We start from the raw sequence: 15,846 nt of genomic DNA on the forward strand, positions 1-15,846 counted from the left end.
CGACCACCGGAACCCCACACTCGGTGCACGCTCGGGGAGGGTTGAAGACCGATCGGCCGCATCCCCGAGTATGGCCTTCGATCCAGACCGAGTCTCGACCATCACCTTCGACTCGTACAGCACCATCGTCGACGTCGACGCGGTGGAGGCCGCCCTCGCCGCCCACGTCGACGATCCCGAACCTGTCTCGCGACTCTGGCGCGCGCGCTCGCTCGAATACACGTTCGTCGCCAACCAGACCGACGCCTACCAGCCGTTTTACGCCATGAACCGCGACGCCCTCGAACATTCCCTCGCCGCCCACGGCGTCGATCTCACTGAGGAGGAACGCGAGGCGATCCTCGAAACCTACCACGACCTCGATGTGTTCGATGACGTGCGCGACGGGATCGAACGCCTCAGAGAGGGTGGCTACGACTGCTACGTGGTTTCGAACGGCAACCCCGCAATGCTCGACTCGATGGTCGAGGGGGCCGAGATCGGCGACCTCCTTGAAGACACCATCAGCGCCGACGAGATCCGGACGTTCAAACCCGATTCCGAAATCTACCGCCACGCCGCCGGGAGAACCGGGACGCCGATCGACGAGATCGCCCACGTCTCGGCCGGCTGGTTCGACGTTCAGGGCGCGATGCACGCCGGGATGCAGGGTGTCTGGGTCGATCGGAAGGGATCGCCATGGGACTCCTTCGACGGCGACCCGGACTGCACGATCGAGACGTTCCACGATCTCGCCGACGAACTCGGAGTTTGAGGTCGAAGCTCGTTCCGAGGGGCTCACCGAGCGGCTCGGTCACAGCGCGAGATACGGCGCGACGACGAGGAGTACGCCGCCGAGCGCCACCTTCAGCCGGGCGGGATCGACCCGGTGTGCGACGCGCCACCCGACGGCGACGCCGGCGAGCAGCGGGACGCCGATGAGCGCGACGAGTCCGAACGACACCGCGCCCTGGACGAGATAGCCGAGCGCGGCGAAGGTGGCGATGACCACGGCCTGGGCCTGCGCGACCGCGACCGCGAACAGCATCGGGACGCCGAGCACGACGAGCGCCGGCACCGCGATGACCGGTCCGCCGACGCCGAGCAGGCCGCTGAACGTGCCGAGGGCGAACCCGAGCACGGCGTAGCCGATCGACCCCCGCGCTGTCTCGGGATCGATCGATCGCATCGTGCCGAGATCCCGGTGCTCGCGGTAGATGATGAGCAGCCCTGCCGTGCCGGCGAGCGCGCCGAGCAGCAGGCCGAACAGGTCGCGCGAGACGAACCCGTTCAGCCACGCACCGAACAGCGCACCGCCGACGCTCCCGCCGCAGAGCAACCCGGTCAGCCGCAGGTTCTCGCCGGACAGCTCGCCCGAGCGGACGTACGCGACCGTACCGAGCAGCCCGGTGGCGATGAACGCCACTTGTACGGTGCCGGCGATGACGTCCGAACCCACCGGCGTGAGCGCGTACAGCGCGATGGTGACGAAGATGCCGCCGGGACCGATCGTGGTGATTCCGATGCCGGAGACGAAGGCGATCCCGACCAGCGCGGCCGCCACCCCGAACGGCAGCGCGGGGTCGATCATCCTATCCCCATCTGGGTTCGACCGCCGGCACGGACGTTCGTACTCGTCACGGAGTGGTAGTCGAGAACCCCGAAGCATGAATGTCGTGATCGACGGCGCGACGCTTTTCCTGCTCGCAGCCCGAACACCGAACGTGCGCGAGTTCGCGTTCGAGCTGGCGCTGTGTGCCCACCTCGAAGCCGGGTTCGACGGGATCGTGAGCCGTCAGCTCGGCGCGAGCACGGGTGGAAACCGGGTGATCGACGTCGCCTGCATCGAGCCGGGCCCCGGCTTCGACGATCGCGCTCGGATCACGCCCGAAACCATCCCCGACGCCGCGATCGAGAGTCGCGTCGGCGCTGGCGAGGCACGCTACTGGAAGGACTGCTTCGACTGCCATCCCGACCACGCGCGGAGCGTGACCGATCGTGCGATCGAGATCGGCTTCTTCGAGTCCGAGCGCCGTGGCGGCCGGGAGTACGTCCGCCAGGTCGCGCGCTACCCCGAGGACTGGTTCGGGCGGATCGTCGGGATCGAGAACAAGCCCGATCTGGGTACGCCGGGCGACCTCGAAAACCAGCTCCGGACCGACGCGAGCCTCGGGCTGTTCGATACGGCGATCCTCGCGACCGCCTCTCACGTCACCGGCGCGCACCTGAATCGCATCCCCGAGGAGATCGGCGTCTGGCGGTTCGATCCCGAAACCGAAACCCGAGAGGTCGTCCGCGAGCCGACGCCGCTCGCGCCCGCGGAACCGGGAATCGAACCCCTCGACCGCGGCGCGACGAAGACCGACGTTCGCGTGGTGTCCGTGGCTGAAAAGGCTTGTACCCGCCGTCGGCTCGCCGAGCGCGCCTACGGGAAGGGCTGGCGAACCTACGAGTTCCCGTCGTGCGAAAAGATCGAACCTCGCGCGTACGCGGGCACGAACGAACTGCCGTTCTGCCGCTGGAAGGGTCGATTCGTCCACCCGGCGGCCGAGTGTGGGATCTCCTGTCCGGGCCACGATCCCGACGACCCGCCGGACGTGGACCTCGAAAGCGAACGCGACCGCCGATCGCCGTGGGTCCGCGAGCCCGACGGGCAGCGCCGTCGCCAGGCGGGACTCGATCGGTTCGGCTGACGACAGTGTTCGGTATATAAATACACGATTGTCACCAGCTATCATGCGGCTACAAACACCCGCGTGTGCCGATCCATCAGAACCGTTCCAACAGACTTATATAGAACTCCATTCAATCGGTAGGTGACTATGGCTCAGCAGATGGGCAACCAGCCCCTTATCGTGCTCTCGGACGACTCACAGCGAACGTCCGGGAAGGACGCACAGTCGATGAACATCACGGCGGGCCAGGCGGTCGCCGAGGCCGTCCGCACCACACTCGGCCCGAAAGGAATGGACAAGATGCTCGTCTCCGATGCGGGCGACGTCGTGGTCACGAACGACGGCGTGACCATCCTGAAGGAGATGGACATCGAGCACCCGGCGGCGAACATGATCGTCGAGGTCGCAGAAACTCAGGAGGACGAGGTCGGCGACGGCACCACGACCGCAGTCGTCGAGGCCGGTGAACTCCTCGAAGAGGCCGAGGAGCTCCTCGATCAGGATATCCACGCCACCACGCTCGCGCAGGGCTACCGAGAGGCCGCCGAGGAAGCCAAATCGATCCTCGAAGACGTCGCGATCGACGTCGACGCCGAGGACACCGAGACGCTCCAGCAGATCGCCGCGACCGCGATGACGGGCAAGGGCGCGGAGAGTGCCCGCGACCTGCTCGCGGAGATCGTCGTCGACGCCGTGACCGCGGTCAGCGACGACGAGGGTGTCGACACCGACAACGTGAAAGTCGAGAAGGCGGTCGGCGGAAGCGTCGACGAGTCCGAGCTGGTCGAGGGCGTCATCATCGACAAGGAGCGCGTCCACGACAACATGCCGTACTTCAAGGAGGACGCCGACGTCGCGCTTCTCGATAGCGCGATCGAGGTCAAGGAGACCGAGATCGACGCCGAGGTCAACGTCACCGACCCCGACCAGCTCCAGCAGTTCCTCGATCAGGAAGAGGAACAGCTCCAGGAGATGGTCGACCAGCTCACCGAGGTCGGCGCTGACGTCGTGTTCTGTCAGAACGGCATCGACGACATGGCCCAGCACTACCTCGCCGAGAACGGTATCTTGGCTGTGCGACGGGCCAAATCCAGCGACATGAGCCGGCTCGCCCGCGCGACGGGCGGTCGCATCGTCTCGAACCTCGACGACATCACCGCGGACGATCTCGGCTACGCCGGAAGCGTCGCCGAACGCGACATCGCGGGCGACCAGCGCATCTTCGTCGAGGAAGTCGAGGACGCCAAAGCGGTCACGCTCATCCTCCGCGGCGGCACCGAGCACGTCGTCGACGAGGTCGAGCGCGCCATCGACGACTCGCTGGGCGTCGTCCGGACGACCCTCGAAGACGGCAAGGTGCTGCCCGGCGGCGGCGCACCCGAGACCGAGCTCTCGCTCGGCCTGCGCGACCACGCCGACAGCGTGGGCGGCCGCGAGCAGCTCGCCGTCGAGGCCTTTGCGGACGCGATCGACGTCATCCCGCGCACGCTCGCGGAGAACGCCGGCCTCGACCCGATCGACTCGCTGGTGGATCTCCGTTCGAAACACGACGGCGGCGAGACCACTACCGGCCTCGACGCCTACACCGGTGAGGTCGTCGACATGGAGGAAGAAGGCGTCGTCGAGCCCCTCCGCGTCAAGACCCAGGCGATCGAGTCCGCCACCGAGGCGGCCGTGATGATCCTCCGAATCGACGACGTGATCGCCGCGGGCGATCTCAAGGGCGGCCAGACCGGCGGCGACGACGACGGCGGCCCGCCCGCTGGCGGCCCCGGCGGCGGCATGGGCGGTATGGGTGGCATGGGCGGCATGGGCGGTATGGGTGGCATGGGCGGCATGATGTAAGCCCGGTCAGGTCACACATCCACTCACACCACTCGCCAGCACCGCCTCGTCCGAACGACACCGAATTTTTGCGCGTCGCTCCGCGTTGTCGTCACTAGCCAGTGACCACTTCCGTGTGTGGCCCCCTGTCTTTTCGTGCAGTTCCGTTCCTCTGACACCGAACGCGACGCCGACTACGCCGCACTGGTCGTCGGTATGGTGTTCGTCTGGGGGGTCTGTGACGGCGTCTCGACGCTGCTGGCCGCGTCGCTCGTCGGGGTGGAGTTCGAGACGAACCCGACCGTTCGGGCGTTGCTCTCGACGCCGGCGCTCGCGCTCGGCGTCAAACTCGCCGCGGCAGTGCTCGCGGGACTCGTCGCGCTCGCCGGCGAGCGGTTCGTCCGCACCGTTCCGGGCTGGCGATGGTTCTTCTTCGTCTTGATCGGCCTCGGAACGGTCGTCACCGGGCTGAACCTCGGCGTCGCGATCGGAGCGCTCTAACCCTCGACGTCGAGTTCGAACTGCTCGTGCTCGCTCACCGAATTGAGCACGACGTTGGTGTTCGACTCACGGATGTCGGCGTCGGCGAGCAGCGTCTTGATCGCGTCGTTCATGTCGTCGGTGTCCTCGAACTTCCCGATCGCGACGACGTCGTGATCGCCGGTGACCTCGTACACCGAGATCATCTGGTCGTGCTCGCGGAGGCGGTCGGTGATGTCGGGCAGCGCGCTGCCGTCGACCTTGAGCTGGATCACGGCAGTGACGTCGTAGCCGAGCGCGTTGTAATCAACCGTCGGCGAGTATCCTCGGATGACGCCCTCGTCTTCGAGATCAGCGAGGTGGTTCGACACCGTCGTCACCGAGACGTCGAGATCGTCGGCGAGACTCCGAAGGCTGGCACGACCGTCGCCCAACAGCGCGTTCACGAGTTCCGTATCGAGGTTTTCGTACGTCATCACACTCCGGTACCGATTCGGGGGAGTAAAACTTTACGAATATCCATTTCCAGTCCGTAACTCAATATTTGCGACGAAGGGTAGTGTTTTTGTATTCGCGGGTCTCCCACCGAGTAGGCACGAAGCATGACAAACGAAACTCCGGTTGACGGCGATCTCTCGACCGACGCCCGCCGCGTTCTCGAACGCATCGACGAGCACAACGTCGACTTCCTCCGGCTCCAGTTTACCGACATCCTCGGCACGGTGAAAAACGTCTCCGTCCCCGCCTCTCAGGCCGAGAAGGCGTTCACCGAGGGCATCTACTTCGACGGCTCCTCGATCGAGGGGTTCGTCCGGATCCAGGAGTCCGACATGCGGCTCACGCCAGATCCCTCGACGTTCGCAATCCTGCCGTGGCGTGACCGCGACGACGGCACCGCGAGCGCACGCCTGATCTGCGACGTGATGAACACCTCGACGGGCGAACCGTTCGCCGGCGATCCACGTGGGGTGCTCCAGCGTGTGCTCGATCGCGCCGAAGGGATGGGCTACGAAGTCAACGCCGCGCCCGAACCCGAGTTCTTCCTGTTCGAACACGACGAGGAGGGCGGCGCGACCACGAAGACCAACGACGCCGGTGGCTACTTCGATCTCGCGCCGAAGGACCTCGCGAGCGACGTCCGCCGCGACATCATCTACGGGCTGGAGGAGATGGGCTTCGAGATCGAGGCCTCCCACCACGAGGTCGCCCAGGGCCAACACGAGATCAACTTCACCTACGACGACGCGCTCACGACCGCGGACAACGTCGCCACCTTTCGGTCGGTGGTCCGGGCGATCGCGGCCCAGCACGACCTCCACGCCACGTTCATGCCCAAACCCATCGCGCGCGTCAACGGGTCTGGGATGCACACTCACCTTTCGCTGTTCGACGACGGTGAGAACGTCTTCCACGACGGGGCCGACGAGTTCGATTTGAGCGAGATCGCCAAACAGTTCGTCGCGGGCATCCTCGATCACGCGCCCGCCGTCACCGCGATCTGCAACCCCACGATCAACAGCTATAAACGCCTGGTTCCGGGGTACGAGGCTCCCGTCTACGTTGCGTGGTCGGACCGCAATCGCTCGGCGCTGGTTCGCAAACCCGCCGCGCGCACGCCGGCGGCCTCCCGGATCGAGCTTCGCTCGCCCGATCCCTCCTGTAACCCGTATCTCGCACTCGCAGTGATGATCGCCGCCGGGATCGACGGGATCGAACGCGAACTCGACGCCCCCGATCCCGTTCGTGAGAACATCTACGAGTTCGACGAGCAGCGCCGCGCGGAGTACGGGATCGACACCCTGCCGACGACGCTGGCCGAGTCGATCGACGCGCTCGAAGCCGACGAGGTCGTGCTGGACGCGCTCGGCGACCACGCCGCCGAGACGTTCGTCGCGGCGAAGCGCGAGGAAGTCACCGACTACCGGGTGTCGGTCAGCGAGTGGGAGAAAGACCGCTACCTCGAAACGTTCTGAGCTGCGATCCTCTCGACCAGCGCTCGACGACTCCTGTTTTCTTTCCGATTTACGATCGCAGTCCGCTGACCCAGTCCCGAAGCCGCCCGGGCAGGCCGAGCGCGCCGCCGATCAGGCCGACGACCACCATCACCACGTAGAGGCCGAGCGTCGAGAGCCAGACCACGATCATCGCGAGGATCGCCCATCCACCGTTGAGAAGCGCGAACGCGCCGATCGTCATCGCAGTACCGTAGAGCAGGACGAGATACGGGCCCCATCCCCGGGCGTGGCCGCGGCGTTGGCGCTTGCGGACGTAGCCTTTGAGATCGCTTTCGAGCGTGTCGCGTTTGATGATCCGGTCTTCGACCTCGTCGGCGAACGCCACCACGTCGGCCCGCAGCGTCTCGACGTCCTCGACGGTCGCGGTTTCGGTCCGGTCGTCATCGACCCGTTCGTCGAAGTCCTCCTCCTCTCGGACCGGATCGCCGACGTCGTCGGTTGCCTCGTCGCTCATGCCTGGCCTCCCGACCGCAGCCGCGCTGCAAGCCCACCGCCGCTCGACCCTTCGTGGCCCGCGATCCGCCCGGCGAGGAGGGCGTTCAACACGACCCCCAGCAGGAGCACCATCCCGGCGAAATACAGCACCGTCACCAGCAACAACACTCCGCCGAGAACGCCGTAGGCTTCGAACGCACTGGCCCGCGCAGCGTAGACTCGGAACACGATCTGGAGGACGGTGAAACCGATGGCGGCAAGCGCCGCTCCAGGCACCGCCTCGCGGAGCGTCACGTCGCCACCGGGAAGGAAATAGTAGAGCGGCAACAAGACGGCCACGAGCGCGAGCAGCGTCGCGAGCGTCCCGACGACCGCGACCGCGGAGACGCCGGCAACGGTGGCCTCGACCGGCCAGAACGACACCGCGACGCCGATCCCGACCGCGACGATCGCCCCGAGGATCACCGCGGCCAGCGTGATGACGCCGTTTTTGACCTGCGCGGCGATTCCGCCGGATTCGCGGCCGTACACCCGCGAGAACGCGGTGTCGAGTCCGCGGAACAGTTTGAGCGCGCTCCAGAGCAGCGCAACCAGGCTAACGGCCGTCGCCCCGCCCGCGCCGTCCTGGTTGCTGACGGCTCCCTCCACGAGCTCCTGCGCGCTCGCCGGCAGCGAGCTCGTCGCCCCGCTCACGATCTCGTTCGCCGTCGACTGATCGACGGCGACCGACACCGTGACGAGCAGGAGCAACAGCAGGGGAATCAACGAGACGAACGCGTAGTACGCGATGCTCGCCGCGATGAACGTGATCTCTTTTTCCTGTACCTCCCCGACGAACGCTCGGCCGAAGGAGGTCGCGCGCGCGCTGGTACTCACGACCGCGCTTTCGACCGAGGCGTATATATAATCGGCGGGAACCCACGTCCCGCGAGCCCCGCGTCGCGGCCGCGACGCCGCTCGCGGCCCGGCGCTATCACGCCGGCAGCCACTCGGTATCGGGATCGATCCGTCCGGCGAGGCTCGCGTTGAGCGCCGCCCCCACCAGCAGCGCGAGACCGCCGATGTACAGCCAGGTAAGTACGAGCAACAGACCGCCGACGGCACCGTAGAGAGCGACGCTGCTCGACGCGGTGGCGTACAGCCGAACCACCACGCCCGATACCGTCCACGCGAGCGCGGCGAACAGGGTTCCGGGAAGGATCTCGCGGATCGAGACGCCGTCGACCTCGGGGAGGACGTAGAACATCGGGAGGAAGGCGACGGTCAGGGTGGCGAACAGGAGAAGCGGACTCAGCAGTCGGAGCACGGAGCCGTTCTCGACGACGACTGCGAACGCGAGGCTGATCCCGGCAAGCGCTGCGGCCGCGGCCGTCACCGTCACGAGCACGAGCGTCGCGTCTCTCACCTTCCCCGTGAGCGAAACCGTCCCGCGCTCGTCGTAGACTGCCGCGAACGCCCCGTCGAGCGCACCGAACATCCGAAGCCCGCTCCACGCGAGGATGACGGCTCCGAGCGCCGCAGCCCGGACCCGGCCGCTGGTCTGGGTCAGGAGCTGTCGCGGTACCGACGTCCCGCTCGGAAGTACCGTCCCCGATGCCGCCGTACTCGCTTGGGAGAGGAGACCGTTGCCGAACAGCGAGAGCGCGATCACGGCGAAGAGCACGAGCGGGACCAGGGCGAGGAACAGGTAGTACGCGAGGCTCGCCGCCAGCAGCGTGATCTGCTCCTCGCGGGCCACCGCGACGACCGTCCGCGCCACCGGCTCCATCCCCTCGAACCGCCGGACCGCGCGTTTGCGAACTCCCACGCGGCCGGATTCCGTCCCCGACGACAAGTAGTTCACCCTTGCACCGCCCCCGAGCGACAGCGAGACCTGACCCGGCCGAGTCGGATCCGATCCGATCAGTCCGAGTCGCCGTCCGGATCGGTCGCGGTCTCGATCTCCGCCACGCTCGCGTCGGTCTTGAACGTCGTCCCGCCGTAGTGGGTGCGCGAGGCCGCAAAGCCCGCACCGCGGAGTCGATCGAGGAACTCGTCCATCGCACGCGCCGAGCGGCCCCACTCCCGGCAGAGCCGGTGCTGGTCGTAGTGAGTCGGACTATCGAGTTCGCCATCGAGCGTGTCGAGGAGGTCGCGGGCGCGGTCGGCGGTGCCCAGCTCGTCGGTGATCCGTTCGTGGACGTCCCCGATGAACTCGCGGTCGTGGGGCTGACCGAGCCAGAGCGGGCCTGCGGTCCGGACGGTTCCGCCACAGGCTGGGCATTCGTCCGGCGGGCGAGCGATGAGACCCGTCTCGGATTCGCGGTGGAGACACGAAAAGCAGTGGTGGACGTGCCCCAGCGATTCGAGCGCGACGTTCGCGTCGCTCGCGCGCCGGGAGAAGTCGAGATACGTCCGGACGTAGTGACTCGTGGCGTGACTCAGGACGGGAATGGCGGCGACGTCGTACCGCGCGGCAGTTCTGACGAGCGCTCCCAGCAGCACGCGGAGCCCCATTTCGGCGTGGTACTCGGTGTTCTGCGGGACGGCGCTGTACGACCGGATGCCGCTTTCCTTGTGTGCGCCACACAGCGGCGCGGTGTCGGTCGCGGTGACACACAGGAGGTGGCGCGTACTCTGGACGGCGGCGTCGACGAAGGGGATCGGCGTGCCGAACGGGTCGAGATCGACCACGTCGAAGCGCTCCTCGTGCATGAGGGCGTTCGCGTTCCGGGTTTCGACCGTACCGTCGAGATCGTTCCGATCGAGGTTCGTCCGGCAGAGTTCGGTCGCGTCGGGATCCCGATCACACAGCGTCGCGTCGTAGTCCTCGTTCGCCGCGCGCACGCCCCGCACGCCGGTCGCGGCATGCGCGTCGAGATACGATTCGCGGTCCTCGCGGTCGCGGGCGGTCCGGAGCACGGCGACGGTGAGGTCCCGATTCAACTCCTGGTCGGGATTGAAGAAGACGTCGTCGCCGATCCCCGCGTCGGGCTGTTCGGGGACGCGAACGGAGAGGCCCCCCTCCGAAACCTGCATGGCGGGGCTGGGTCGCCGAACGCGAAAAGCGACCCGTTCTTCGCCGACTCGGTGTGACCCGATCGTGGTCGCGTTCGTCGGCCCGTCTTTTCGGTCGGTGTGCCTCGCGACCGGCACACGCCACCAGAGAGACTAAGAACCGAACCGCCGTCGGTGGGGGCAGTGGCCGAGCGATACCGGCTCCGACTGCTCGCCGCGCTCGTCGTCGTGGTCTCGGCGAGCAGTGGCTGTCTCGCACTCGACCCGCGAGTGAGCCTCGATACGGCCGACTCGGCCGTCTTCGAGAGCGCCTCGACGTCGGGATCGTGGGCGGCTGGCCAGGTCGCGACGAACGTCACCTTCACGTCGAACGCCACGACGAGTGCGGGCGTGACTCGGCTGAACGTGATCGCCGACGGGCAGACGTTCGATACGGCGGTCCTCGACAGCGGCCAGTCGAGCGCGACGATTCTCCTCCCGACCAACGGGACCGCAACGATCGTCGCGGCCAACACGGTCAACGGAACGACGGTCGAGACGAGAAACGCCACGATAACCGGCGAGTCGGTGGTTTGAACGGTGCAAACTCCTCCCTCGAACCGAGCCAATCCATGAACACGGCAAAGAAGTGGTTTCTGATCGACGGCAATCGGCTGCTCGTTTCCGGTCTGTTCGTTCTCGGAGCCTTTCTCGTGACGTTCTGGCTCGTCAGCGCCGATCTCATCACGTTCGAACCAGCGAGCGCGGTCAAATCGCTGTTCGCGAGCGGGATCGTCTCCGGCGTGTTCTCGCTCATCACGATCACGCTCACGGTGAATCAGATGATCCTCTCGCGGGTGTTCGGCACGATCGACGGGCTGGCCGACCGGATCGACGGCTCGCTCGACTTCCGGCACACGGTCGAGGACATCGCGGGGGTTCCGTCGAGCCCGAACCAGCCCGACGAGTTCCTCGTGCTCATCGGCGAGACGATCTCCGAACGAGCCAGCGCGTTCGAGGACGAATGTGAGGAGTTCGATGGCGAGTCACGCGAGGAGATCGACGAGTATCTCGCCGACATCCGCGCGTACGCCGACCGTGTCGAGGACGTCGAAGGAACAGAGGACACCCTCGAAATCGTTTCGACGCTGTTGGGTCCCGCTTACGCCCAGAACCTGACCGCGACCGATCGCCTGCTCCGGAAATACGACGGAGAGCTCCCCGACCCTGCACGGGACGAGCTCGAAGCGATCCTCGAACTCGTCAAGTCGGTCGCGGTGGCACGCCAGTTCTTCAAGACGATCGCGATCCAGCAGGACCTCGCCCAGCTCTCGCGACTGTTGGCGTACTTCGGCGTTCCCGTCCTGCTGGGGACCTTCTTCGTGACCACGATCTACACGACGACTCCGACGACGACGGTCGCACAGCCGCTGTTGCCCGTCGTCGTCAGCCTCGGCGTCGCGGTCGTGTTCATCCCGCTCGCGATCCTCCTCAGCTACATCCTCCGGGCCGCCTCGGTGGCTCGCTACACGGTTTCGGTCGGGCCGTTCGTCCCACCCGAAGAGCGTCTCTGAATCGCTCGACTGGGACACCACTGCCGCCCGACCATCGAACGTGTTTTGACCGATCCACCCGAACGGACGGCCGTGACGGCGACCGAGGAGTGGCGAGCGGCGCTCGCCGAGACGGGCGAACTCGACTCGGACGTGACCGAGCGCATCATCCGCGCCCACGGCGACCGAGGCGTGCGCGCGATCGAGGCGGTCGCCGAGCGCCGCGTGAAGCAGTACCGTGATTTTACCGTTGTCGTGGGTCACACCGAGGAGTACGTCGTCGAGGACGGCGGCTGCACCTGCAAGGATTCGGCGTACAATCTCGATCCGGACGACCCCGATCAGGCGTGCTGGCACGCCCTCGCGGTCGCGATCGCCCGCCGAATCGACGCGCTCGACCACCACGACATGTGGTACGCCGAGGTTCGCGAATTCCTCTGATTGCGGACGATTTTTGCTCTCCGACGCGTAGCTTCGGTCGTGATCGTCGCCCTCGCCGACACCCACGGAACGGACACCCACCGCCTCGCCGACCACCTTCTCGAAGCCGTCCGTGCGGCCGATCTCGTGGTTCACGCCGGTGATCTCACCACCGAAGCCGTTCTCGACGCGTTCGAGACCGAATGTCGGGAGTTCGTCGCCGTCCACGGCAACAACGCCACGCCGGCGGTCCGTGACCGCCTGCCCACAGAGTGCGTCGTCGAACACGAGGGCGTTCGGATCGCGCTCACCCACGGTGACGACCGCGACGAAACGGGGCTGAGCCTGTTCGGCCGCGAGGAACGGGCCGACCTCGTGATCTCGGGCCACTCACATCGACCCAGGATCGTCGACACGGGCGAATGCACGCTCCTCAATCCGGGGAGCCACGCCGATCCGCGATGGAACCGTCCCGGCTACGCCGAACTCGCGCACGACGCCGAATCCCGCTTCGACGGTCGACTCCGCGATCCCGACGGGACCGTCTTCGAGGAGTTCCGGGTCTCGACGTAGCCCGATCCGCCCCAACCGCCCGAAACGGCTTTAGGCCGGCGTCGGTATCGTCTCACATGGTCTTTGGCATCGACCCGGTGCTCCTCGGGCTTCTCGCGGCCATCCTGCTCGTCGTCTTCGCCGCCTATCTGTTGCTCCGACGCACTGCGACCGCGTTCCGTGAAGGTAGCAGACGCGGCCGGCGGTAGCCGACGCGACGAACGCTGCCACCGAACGCCTTCTCAGGTCATCGCCCGACGAACGTCCTCGACGGCGCGCTCGACGTCCGATCGGTCGATGTCGAGGTGAGTACAAAACCGGACGACGTGCTCGCCGAACGCCGTTCCCTGCACTCCTTCGTCGGCGACCCGTTCGAGGAACTCCTCGGCGGTCGGCTCGGTCTCGACGAGGACGATGTTGGTTTCGGGCGACTGGACAGCGAGCCCATCGATATCGTCGAGCCCCTCGGCGAGCACTGCGGCGTTTTCGTGATCCTCGGCCAGACGGTCGACGTTCGAGAGGGCTTCGAGGCCGGGCGCAGCGATGATCCCCGCCTGACGCATCCCGCCGCCGAACAGCTTCCGGTGACGGCGGGCGCGCTCGATGAACGCTTCGCTCCCCGCGAGCATCGAGCCGACGGGTGCGCCGAGCCCCTTCGAGAGACAGAACATCACCGAATCCACTTCCCGAACGACCCGGCTCGCGTCCACGTCGTGGGCGACTGCGGCGTTGAACACCCGCGCGCCGTCGACGTGAACGGGGATGTCGAGCTCGTGGGCCGCGTCGGCCGCGGCGTCGATCTCCTCGGGGGCGATCGCGACGCCGCCCTTGCTGTTGTGGGTGTTTTCGAGACAGAGCAGCCCTGTCCCGGGCCGGTGGGTGTCCTCCTCGACGTACCCCTCGTGGATGTCGCTTGGCGTGATCGTCCCGCGTGACCCGCCGTCGACGGTACGGGGCTGGAGCCCCGAGAGCTGGGCGAGCCCGCCGACCTCCCACTTGTAGACGTGGCTCTCACGCTCGCAGAGCAGTTCCTCGCCCCGGTCGGTGTGGGTGCGCGCCGCGACCTGATTGCCCATCGTCCCGGTCGGCACGTAGAGGGCAGCCTCCATCCCGACCGCCGCCGCGGCCTCGGCTTCGAGTTCGTTTACGGTCGGGTCCTCGCGGTAGACGTCGTCGCCGACGTCGGCTTCGCTTGCGGCCACGCGCATTTCGTCGCTGGGACGGGTGACGGTGTCGCTCCGGAGATCGATCATGCCGCCCGTAGCGTCTCGACGGTGAAATACGCTGTCGGTGGGCGAATCGTTTGCCTCGACTCCGATCCCTGCTCTGCCCGCGCTGGATCGTCTCGACGATCCTCATCCGGCAAGCATCACACTCCAGCAACGAACTCGCATCAGGTATTCGAACGACTGCGCCCGTGTAGCGCATCCGACGAGCAAACTCGTCGCGAGAACACCGGTTGAGCGCCACACCGTTGTGCTGTCACAGGAGACTGCGGTTCGGTATCGCTGGCGGAGATTTATACTGCCGTGTCGCCGTCCTTTCGTATGAACCGCACCCACGACCGCTACGATCTCCTCTACGAGCTCTACGATCGGTTCGACACCCGGACGCTCCGGGCGTACCAGACGTTCGTCGACGTGTTTCCGCCGGTGGACTCGCGGGTCGCGCTCGATCACTGGCAGGACGCCGAAAGCGCGCTCTCGGAGTCGAAAGCCGAGATTCGGGAGTCGTTCGATCGGGGCGAACCGCTCGCGACGATCGCGGCCCACGCCTCGCGCGACGAGGCGTTCACCGCGCTCGATCTCTGTGAGCGCCACGGTCGACCGGTGTCGGCGTTCGTCCTCGACGTCGACGAGACGCTGCGCTCGGCGGGCAGCACCGACAACGAGATCCCCCGCGAGACGCTCGGCTTCTTGACCGAATTCCACGAAGCGGGGGTGCCGATCGTGATCTGTACCGGCCAGACCTTGGAAAACGTGAAGGGGTTTCTGATCCAGGGTCTCGGCAGCGAGATCTTCCACTCCGGCGACCTCAGCGTGGTGTACGAGGCGGGCACTGGTGCGTTCACGCCCGGCCACGGCCCCGAGACCAAACAGCTTCTCTACGAGGAGTTGGACGAAACCATTCAGAACATTTTCTACCGGCTCCGTTCCGACGTGCTCTCCGAAGCGCCCGAGGAGATCCGGCGGGGCTGTCACCTCCAGGGCAACGAGTTCAACGTCACGCTCAAACCCAACTTCGAGATCGGCTCGGCCGACGCAACCCACGTGATCGACCGGGCGCTGGTCCACCAGCTCCGACTGCTCGGAAGGGCGGCGAGCGAAGCGTGCGATGCGAGCGAAGACGACGCTACGGCGTGGGCGCGTGCATTCTACGCCGATGCCGATCCCGAAATCCGGACCGTGCTCGAAGCCGAGGGCGAACTTCCCGACCGGTCGGCAGACGAGGTGCCCGACGACCTCCGGGATCTCTTCGAGCGCATCGACGTCGCCTACTACGAGGGCGACGCCGCCGAGATCGGGAGCCGCGAACTCAACAAGGTGGTCGGCGTCGAGGCCGCCTTCGACGTGCTCGGGCTCGACGATCCCTTTGCCCTCGTGATGGGTGACTCGAAGAGCGATCTCCGGGTGATGGAGTGGGTCGCCGAGAACGATATGGGGATCGCGGCCGCGCCCGAACACGCTTCGATCGACGTCCTCGATCACGTCATCCGCACCGACGAACTCGTCTACGATCAGGGCGATGCCGCCGAGATCCTCCGGATCGTCTACGCGCTCAACCAGATCGCGCGTCTCGACTGACGAACCGTCGTTTTGGATCACTTTCCGACGTGTCGCGTCCGCGATCCGATGCGTCGCGTCCGCGTTCTGGTCCGAAGGCGGCCCGATCACGGCTCCGAGGGCCACGCCCCTGTCGAATCCAGTACGTATATCC

General features: G+C 66.5%; 18 protein-coding genes. 11 read left to right on the forward strand and 7 right to left on the reverse strand.

Annotated features, from left to right (window positions below; genetic code table 11):
- Positions 1 to 70 precede the first annotated feature (70 nt).
- Positions 71 to 754, forward strand: coding sequence for a haloacid dehalogenase type II (locus tag C450_RS03830; protein ID WP_005040218.1), 684 nt, complete (start codon positions 71 to 73; stop codon positions 752 to 754).
- A 39-nt stretch (positions 755 to 793) separates the two neighbouring features.
- Here the strand turns inward: C450_RS03830 and C450_RS03835 are convergent, their stop codons facing one another.
- Positions 794 to 1,570, reverse strand: a complete 777-nt coding sequence (locus C450_RS03835) for a sulfite exporter TauE/SafE family protein (RefSeq protein ID WP_005040221.1) — start codon at positions 1,568 to 1,570, stop codon at positions 794 to 796.
- Between the two features lie 133 nt (positions 1,571 to 1,703).
- Here C450_RS03835 and C450_RS03840 point away from each other — a divergent pair, with 133 nt between their 5' ends.
- The 3 genes from C450_RS03840 (at position 1,704) to C450_RS03850 (ending at position 4,979) form a co-directional block, all read left to right on the forward strand.
- On the forward strand, positions 1,704 to 2,672 hold the full coding sequence (locus C450_RS03840; protein WP_049909819.1) for a DUF5787 family protein: 969 nt from the start codon (positions 1,704 to 1,706) through the stop codon (positions 2,670 to 2,672).
- A gap of 141 nt (positions 2,673 to 2,813) precedes the next feature.
- Positions 2,814 to 4,499 (forward strand): thermosome subunit alpha, encoded by a 1,686-nt coding sequence (thsA, locus tag C450_RS03845; RefSeq protein WP_005040227.1) that lies wholly within the window; start codon positions 2,814 to 2,816, stop codon positions 4,497 to 4,499.
- A gap of 135 nt (positions 4,500 to 4,634) precedes the next feature.
- Positions 4,635 to 4,979, forward strand: coding sequence for a hypothetical protein (locus C450_RS03850; RefSeq protein ID WP_005040229.1), 345 nt, complete (start codon positions 4,635 to 4,637; stop codon positions 4,977 to 4,979).
- On the opposite strand, the gene lrp is transcribed toward C450_RS03850, so the two are convergent.
- On the reverse strand, positions 4,976 to 5,434 hold the full coding sequence (lrp, locus tag C450_RS03855; RefSeq protein WP_005040231.1) for an HTH-type transcriptional regulator Lrp: 459 nt from the start codon (positions 5,432 to 5,434) through the stop codon (positions 4,976 to 4,978). The genes C450_RS03850 and lrp overlap by 4 nt on opposite strands.
- Positions 5,435 to 5,560: 126 nt before the next feature.
- Here lrp and glnA point away from each other — a divergent pair, with 126 nt between their 5' ends.
- Entirely contained in the window at positions 5,561 to 6,931 is a 1,371-nt protein-coding gene (gene glnA / locus C450_RS03860) for a type I glutamate--ammonia ligase (RefSeq protein WP_005040233.1), read from the forward strand.
- Positions 6,932 to 6,980: 49 nt separating this feature from the next.
- On the opposite strand, the gene C450_RS03865 is transcribed toward glnA, so the two are convergent.
- The 4 genes from C450_RS03865 to C450_RS03880 all read right to left on the reverse strand — a co-directional run bounded on the left by C450_RS03865 (position 6,981) and on the right by C450_RS03880 (position 10,426).
- On the reverse strand, positions 6,981 to 7,427 hold the full coding sequence (locus C450_RS03865) for a hypothetical protein (RefSeq protein ID WP_005040235.1): 447 nt from the start codon (positions 7,425 to 7,427) through the stop codon (positions 6,981 to 6,983).
- Positions 7,424 to 8,284 carry a YihY/virulence factor BrkB family protein gene (locus C450_RS03870; RefSeq protein WP_005040238.1) on the reverse strand — a complete coding sequence of 287 codons (861 nt, stop codon included), beginning with the start codon at positions 8,282 to 8,284 and terminating at the stop codon, positions 7,424 to 7,426. The genes C450_RS03865 and C450_RS03870 overlap by 4 nt, the downstream gene beginning before the upstream one ends.
- A 97-nt stretch (positions 8,285 to 8,381) precedes the next feature.
- Entirely contained in the window at positions 8,382 to 9,176 is a 795-nt protein-coding gene (locus tag C450_RS03875) for a YihY/virulence factor BrkB family protein (RefSeq protein ID WP_049909820.1), read from the reverse strand.
- A 134-nt stretch (positions 9,177 to 9,310) separates the two neighbouring features.
- Positions 9,311 to 10,426, reverse strand: a complete 1,116-nt coding sequence (locus C450_RS03880; RefSeq protein WP_049909821.1) for a tRNA (guanine(26)-N(2))-dimethyltransferase — start codon at positions 10,424 to 10,426, stop codon at positions 9,311 to 9,313.
- 162 nt (positions 10,427 to 10,588) lie between these two features.
- Here C450_RS03880 and C450_RS03885 point away from each other — a divergent pair, with 162 nt between their 5' ends.
- Genes C450_RS03885 through C450_RS23155 form a run of 5 tightly spaced genes read left to right on the forward strand, consistent with a single transcriptional unit; the run spans position 10,589 to position 13,118 of the window.
- Positions 10,589 to 10,981 (forward strand): hypothetical protein, encoded by a 393-nt coding sequence (locus C450_RS03885; RefSeq protein ID WP_005040245.1) that lies wholly within the window; start codon positions 10,589 to 10,591, stop codon positions 10,979 to 10,981.
- A 35-nt stretch (positions 10,982 to 11,016) separates the two neighbouring features.
- A complete protein-coding gene (locus C450_RS03890; protein ID WP_005040246.1) occupies positions 11,017 to 11,958 on the forward strand; it encodes a hypothetical protein in 942 nt (313 codons plus the stop codon).
- Positions 11,959 to 12,003: 45 nt separating this feature from the next.
- The gene (locus C450_RS03895; RefSeq protein ID WP_005040249.1) at positions 12,004 to 12,378 is read left to right on the forward strand and encodes a hypothetical protein; all 375 of its coding nucleotides are present in this window, start codon (positions 12,004 to 12,006) and stop codon (positions 12,376 to 12,378) included.
- Between the two features lie 39 nt (positions 12,379 to 12,417).
- Positions 12,418 to 12,930, forward strand: coding sequence for a metallophosphoesterase (locus C450_RS03900; RefSeq protein WP_005040252.1), 513 nt, complete (start codon positions 12,418 to 12,420; stop codon positions 12,928 to 12,930).
- A 56-nt stretch (positions 12,931 to 12,986) separates the two neighbouring features.
- Entirely contained in the window at positions 12,987 to 13,118 is a 132-nt protein-coding gene (locus C450_RS23155) for a DUF7859 family protein (RefSeq protein ID WP_273836615.1), read from the forward strand.
- 33 nt (positions 13,119 to 13,151) lie between these two features.
- On the opposite strand, the gene ltaE is transcribed toward C450_RS23155, so the two are convergent.
- Positions 13,152 to 14,162, reverse strand: coding sequence for a low-specificity L-threonine aldolase (ltaE, locus tag C450_RS03905; protein ID WP_005040254.1), 1,011 nt, complete (start codon positions 14,160 to 14,162; stop codon positions 13,152 to 13,154).
- 294 nt (positions 14,163 to 14,456) lie between these two features.
- Between ltaE and C450_RS03910 the strand changes: the two genes are divergently transcribed.
- Complete coding sequence (locus tag C450_RS03910) at positions 14,457 to 15,713, forward strand: hypothetical protein (protein ID WP_005040256.1); 1,257 nt, start codon at positions 14,457 to 14,459, stop codon at positions 15,711 to 15,713.
- The last annotated feature ends 133 nt before the right edge of the window (positions 15,714 to 15,846 follow it).

Source organism: Halococcus salifodinae DSM 8989 (assembly GCF_000336935.1).
In the GTDB taxonomy this organism is placed as follows: domain Archaea; phylum Halobacteriota; class Halobacteria; order Halobacteriales; family Halococcaceae; genus Halococcus; species Halococcus salifodinae.

What these genes read in the sequence shown, in the direction of transcription:
- C450_RS03875 (WP_049909820.1), bottom strand. Translation starts at nt 9,176, where the DNA reads ATGGAGCCGGTGGCGCGGACGGTCGTCGCGGTGGCCCGCGAGGAGCAG.
- C450_RS03890 (WP_005040246.1), top strand. Translation starts at nt 11,017, where the DNA reads ATGAACACGGCAAAGAAGTGGTTTCTGATCGACGGCAATCGGCTGCTC.
- C450_RS03910 (WP_005040256.1), top strand. Translation starts at nt 14,457, where the DNA reads ATGAACCGCACCCACGACCGCTACGATCTCCTCTACGAGCTCTACGAT.
- C450_RS23155 (WP_273836615.1), top strand. Translation starts at nt 12,987, where the DNA reads ATGGTCTTTGGCATCGACCCGGTGCTCCTCGGGCTTCTCGCGGCCATC.
- ltaE (WP_005040254.1), bottom strand. Translation starts at nt 14,162, where the DNA reads ATGATCGATCTCCGGAGCGACACCGTCACCCGTCCCAGCGACGAAATG.
- thsA (WP_005040227.1), top strand. Translation starts at nt 2,814, where the DNA reads ATGGGCAACCAGCCCCTTATCGTGCTCTCGGACGACTCACAGCGAACG.
- C450_RS03865 (WP_005040235.1), bottom strand. Translation starts at nt 7,427, where the DNA reads ATGAGCGACGAGGCAACCGACGACGTCGGCGATCCGGTCCGAGAGGAG.
- glnA (WP_005040233.1), top strand. Translation starts at nt 5,561, where the DNA reads ATGACAAACGAAACTCCGGTTGACGGCGATCTCTCGACCGACGCCCGC.
- lrp (WP_005040231.1), bottom strand. Translation starts at nt 5,434, where the DNA reads ATGACGTACGAAAACCTCGATACGGAACTCGTGAACGCGCTGTTGGGC.
- C450_RS03830 (WP_005040218.1), top strand. Translation starts at nt 71, where the DNA reads ATGGCCTTCGATCCAGACCGAGTCTCGACCATCACCTTCGACTCGTAC.
- C450_RS03835 (WP_005040221.1), bottom strand. Translation starts at nt 1,570, where the DNA reads ATGATCGACCCCGCGCTGCCGTTCGGGGTGGCGGCCGCGCTGGTCGGG.
- C450_RS03880 (WP_049909821.1), bottom strand. Translation starts at nt 10,426, where the DNA reads ATGCAGGTTTCGGAGGGGGGCCTCTCCGTTCGCGTCCCCGAACAGCCC.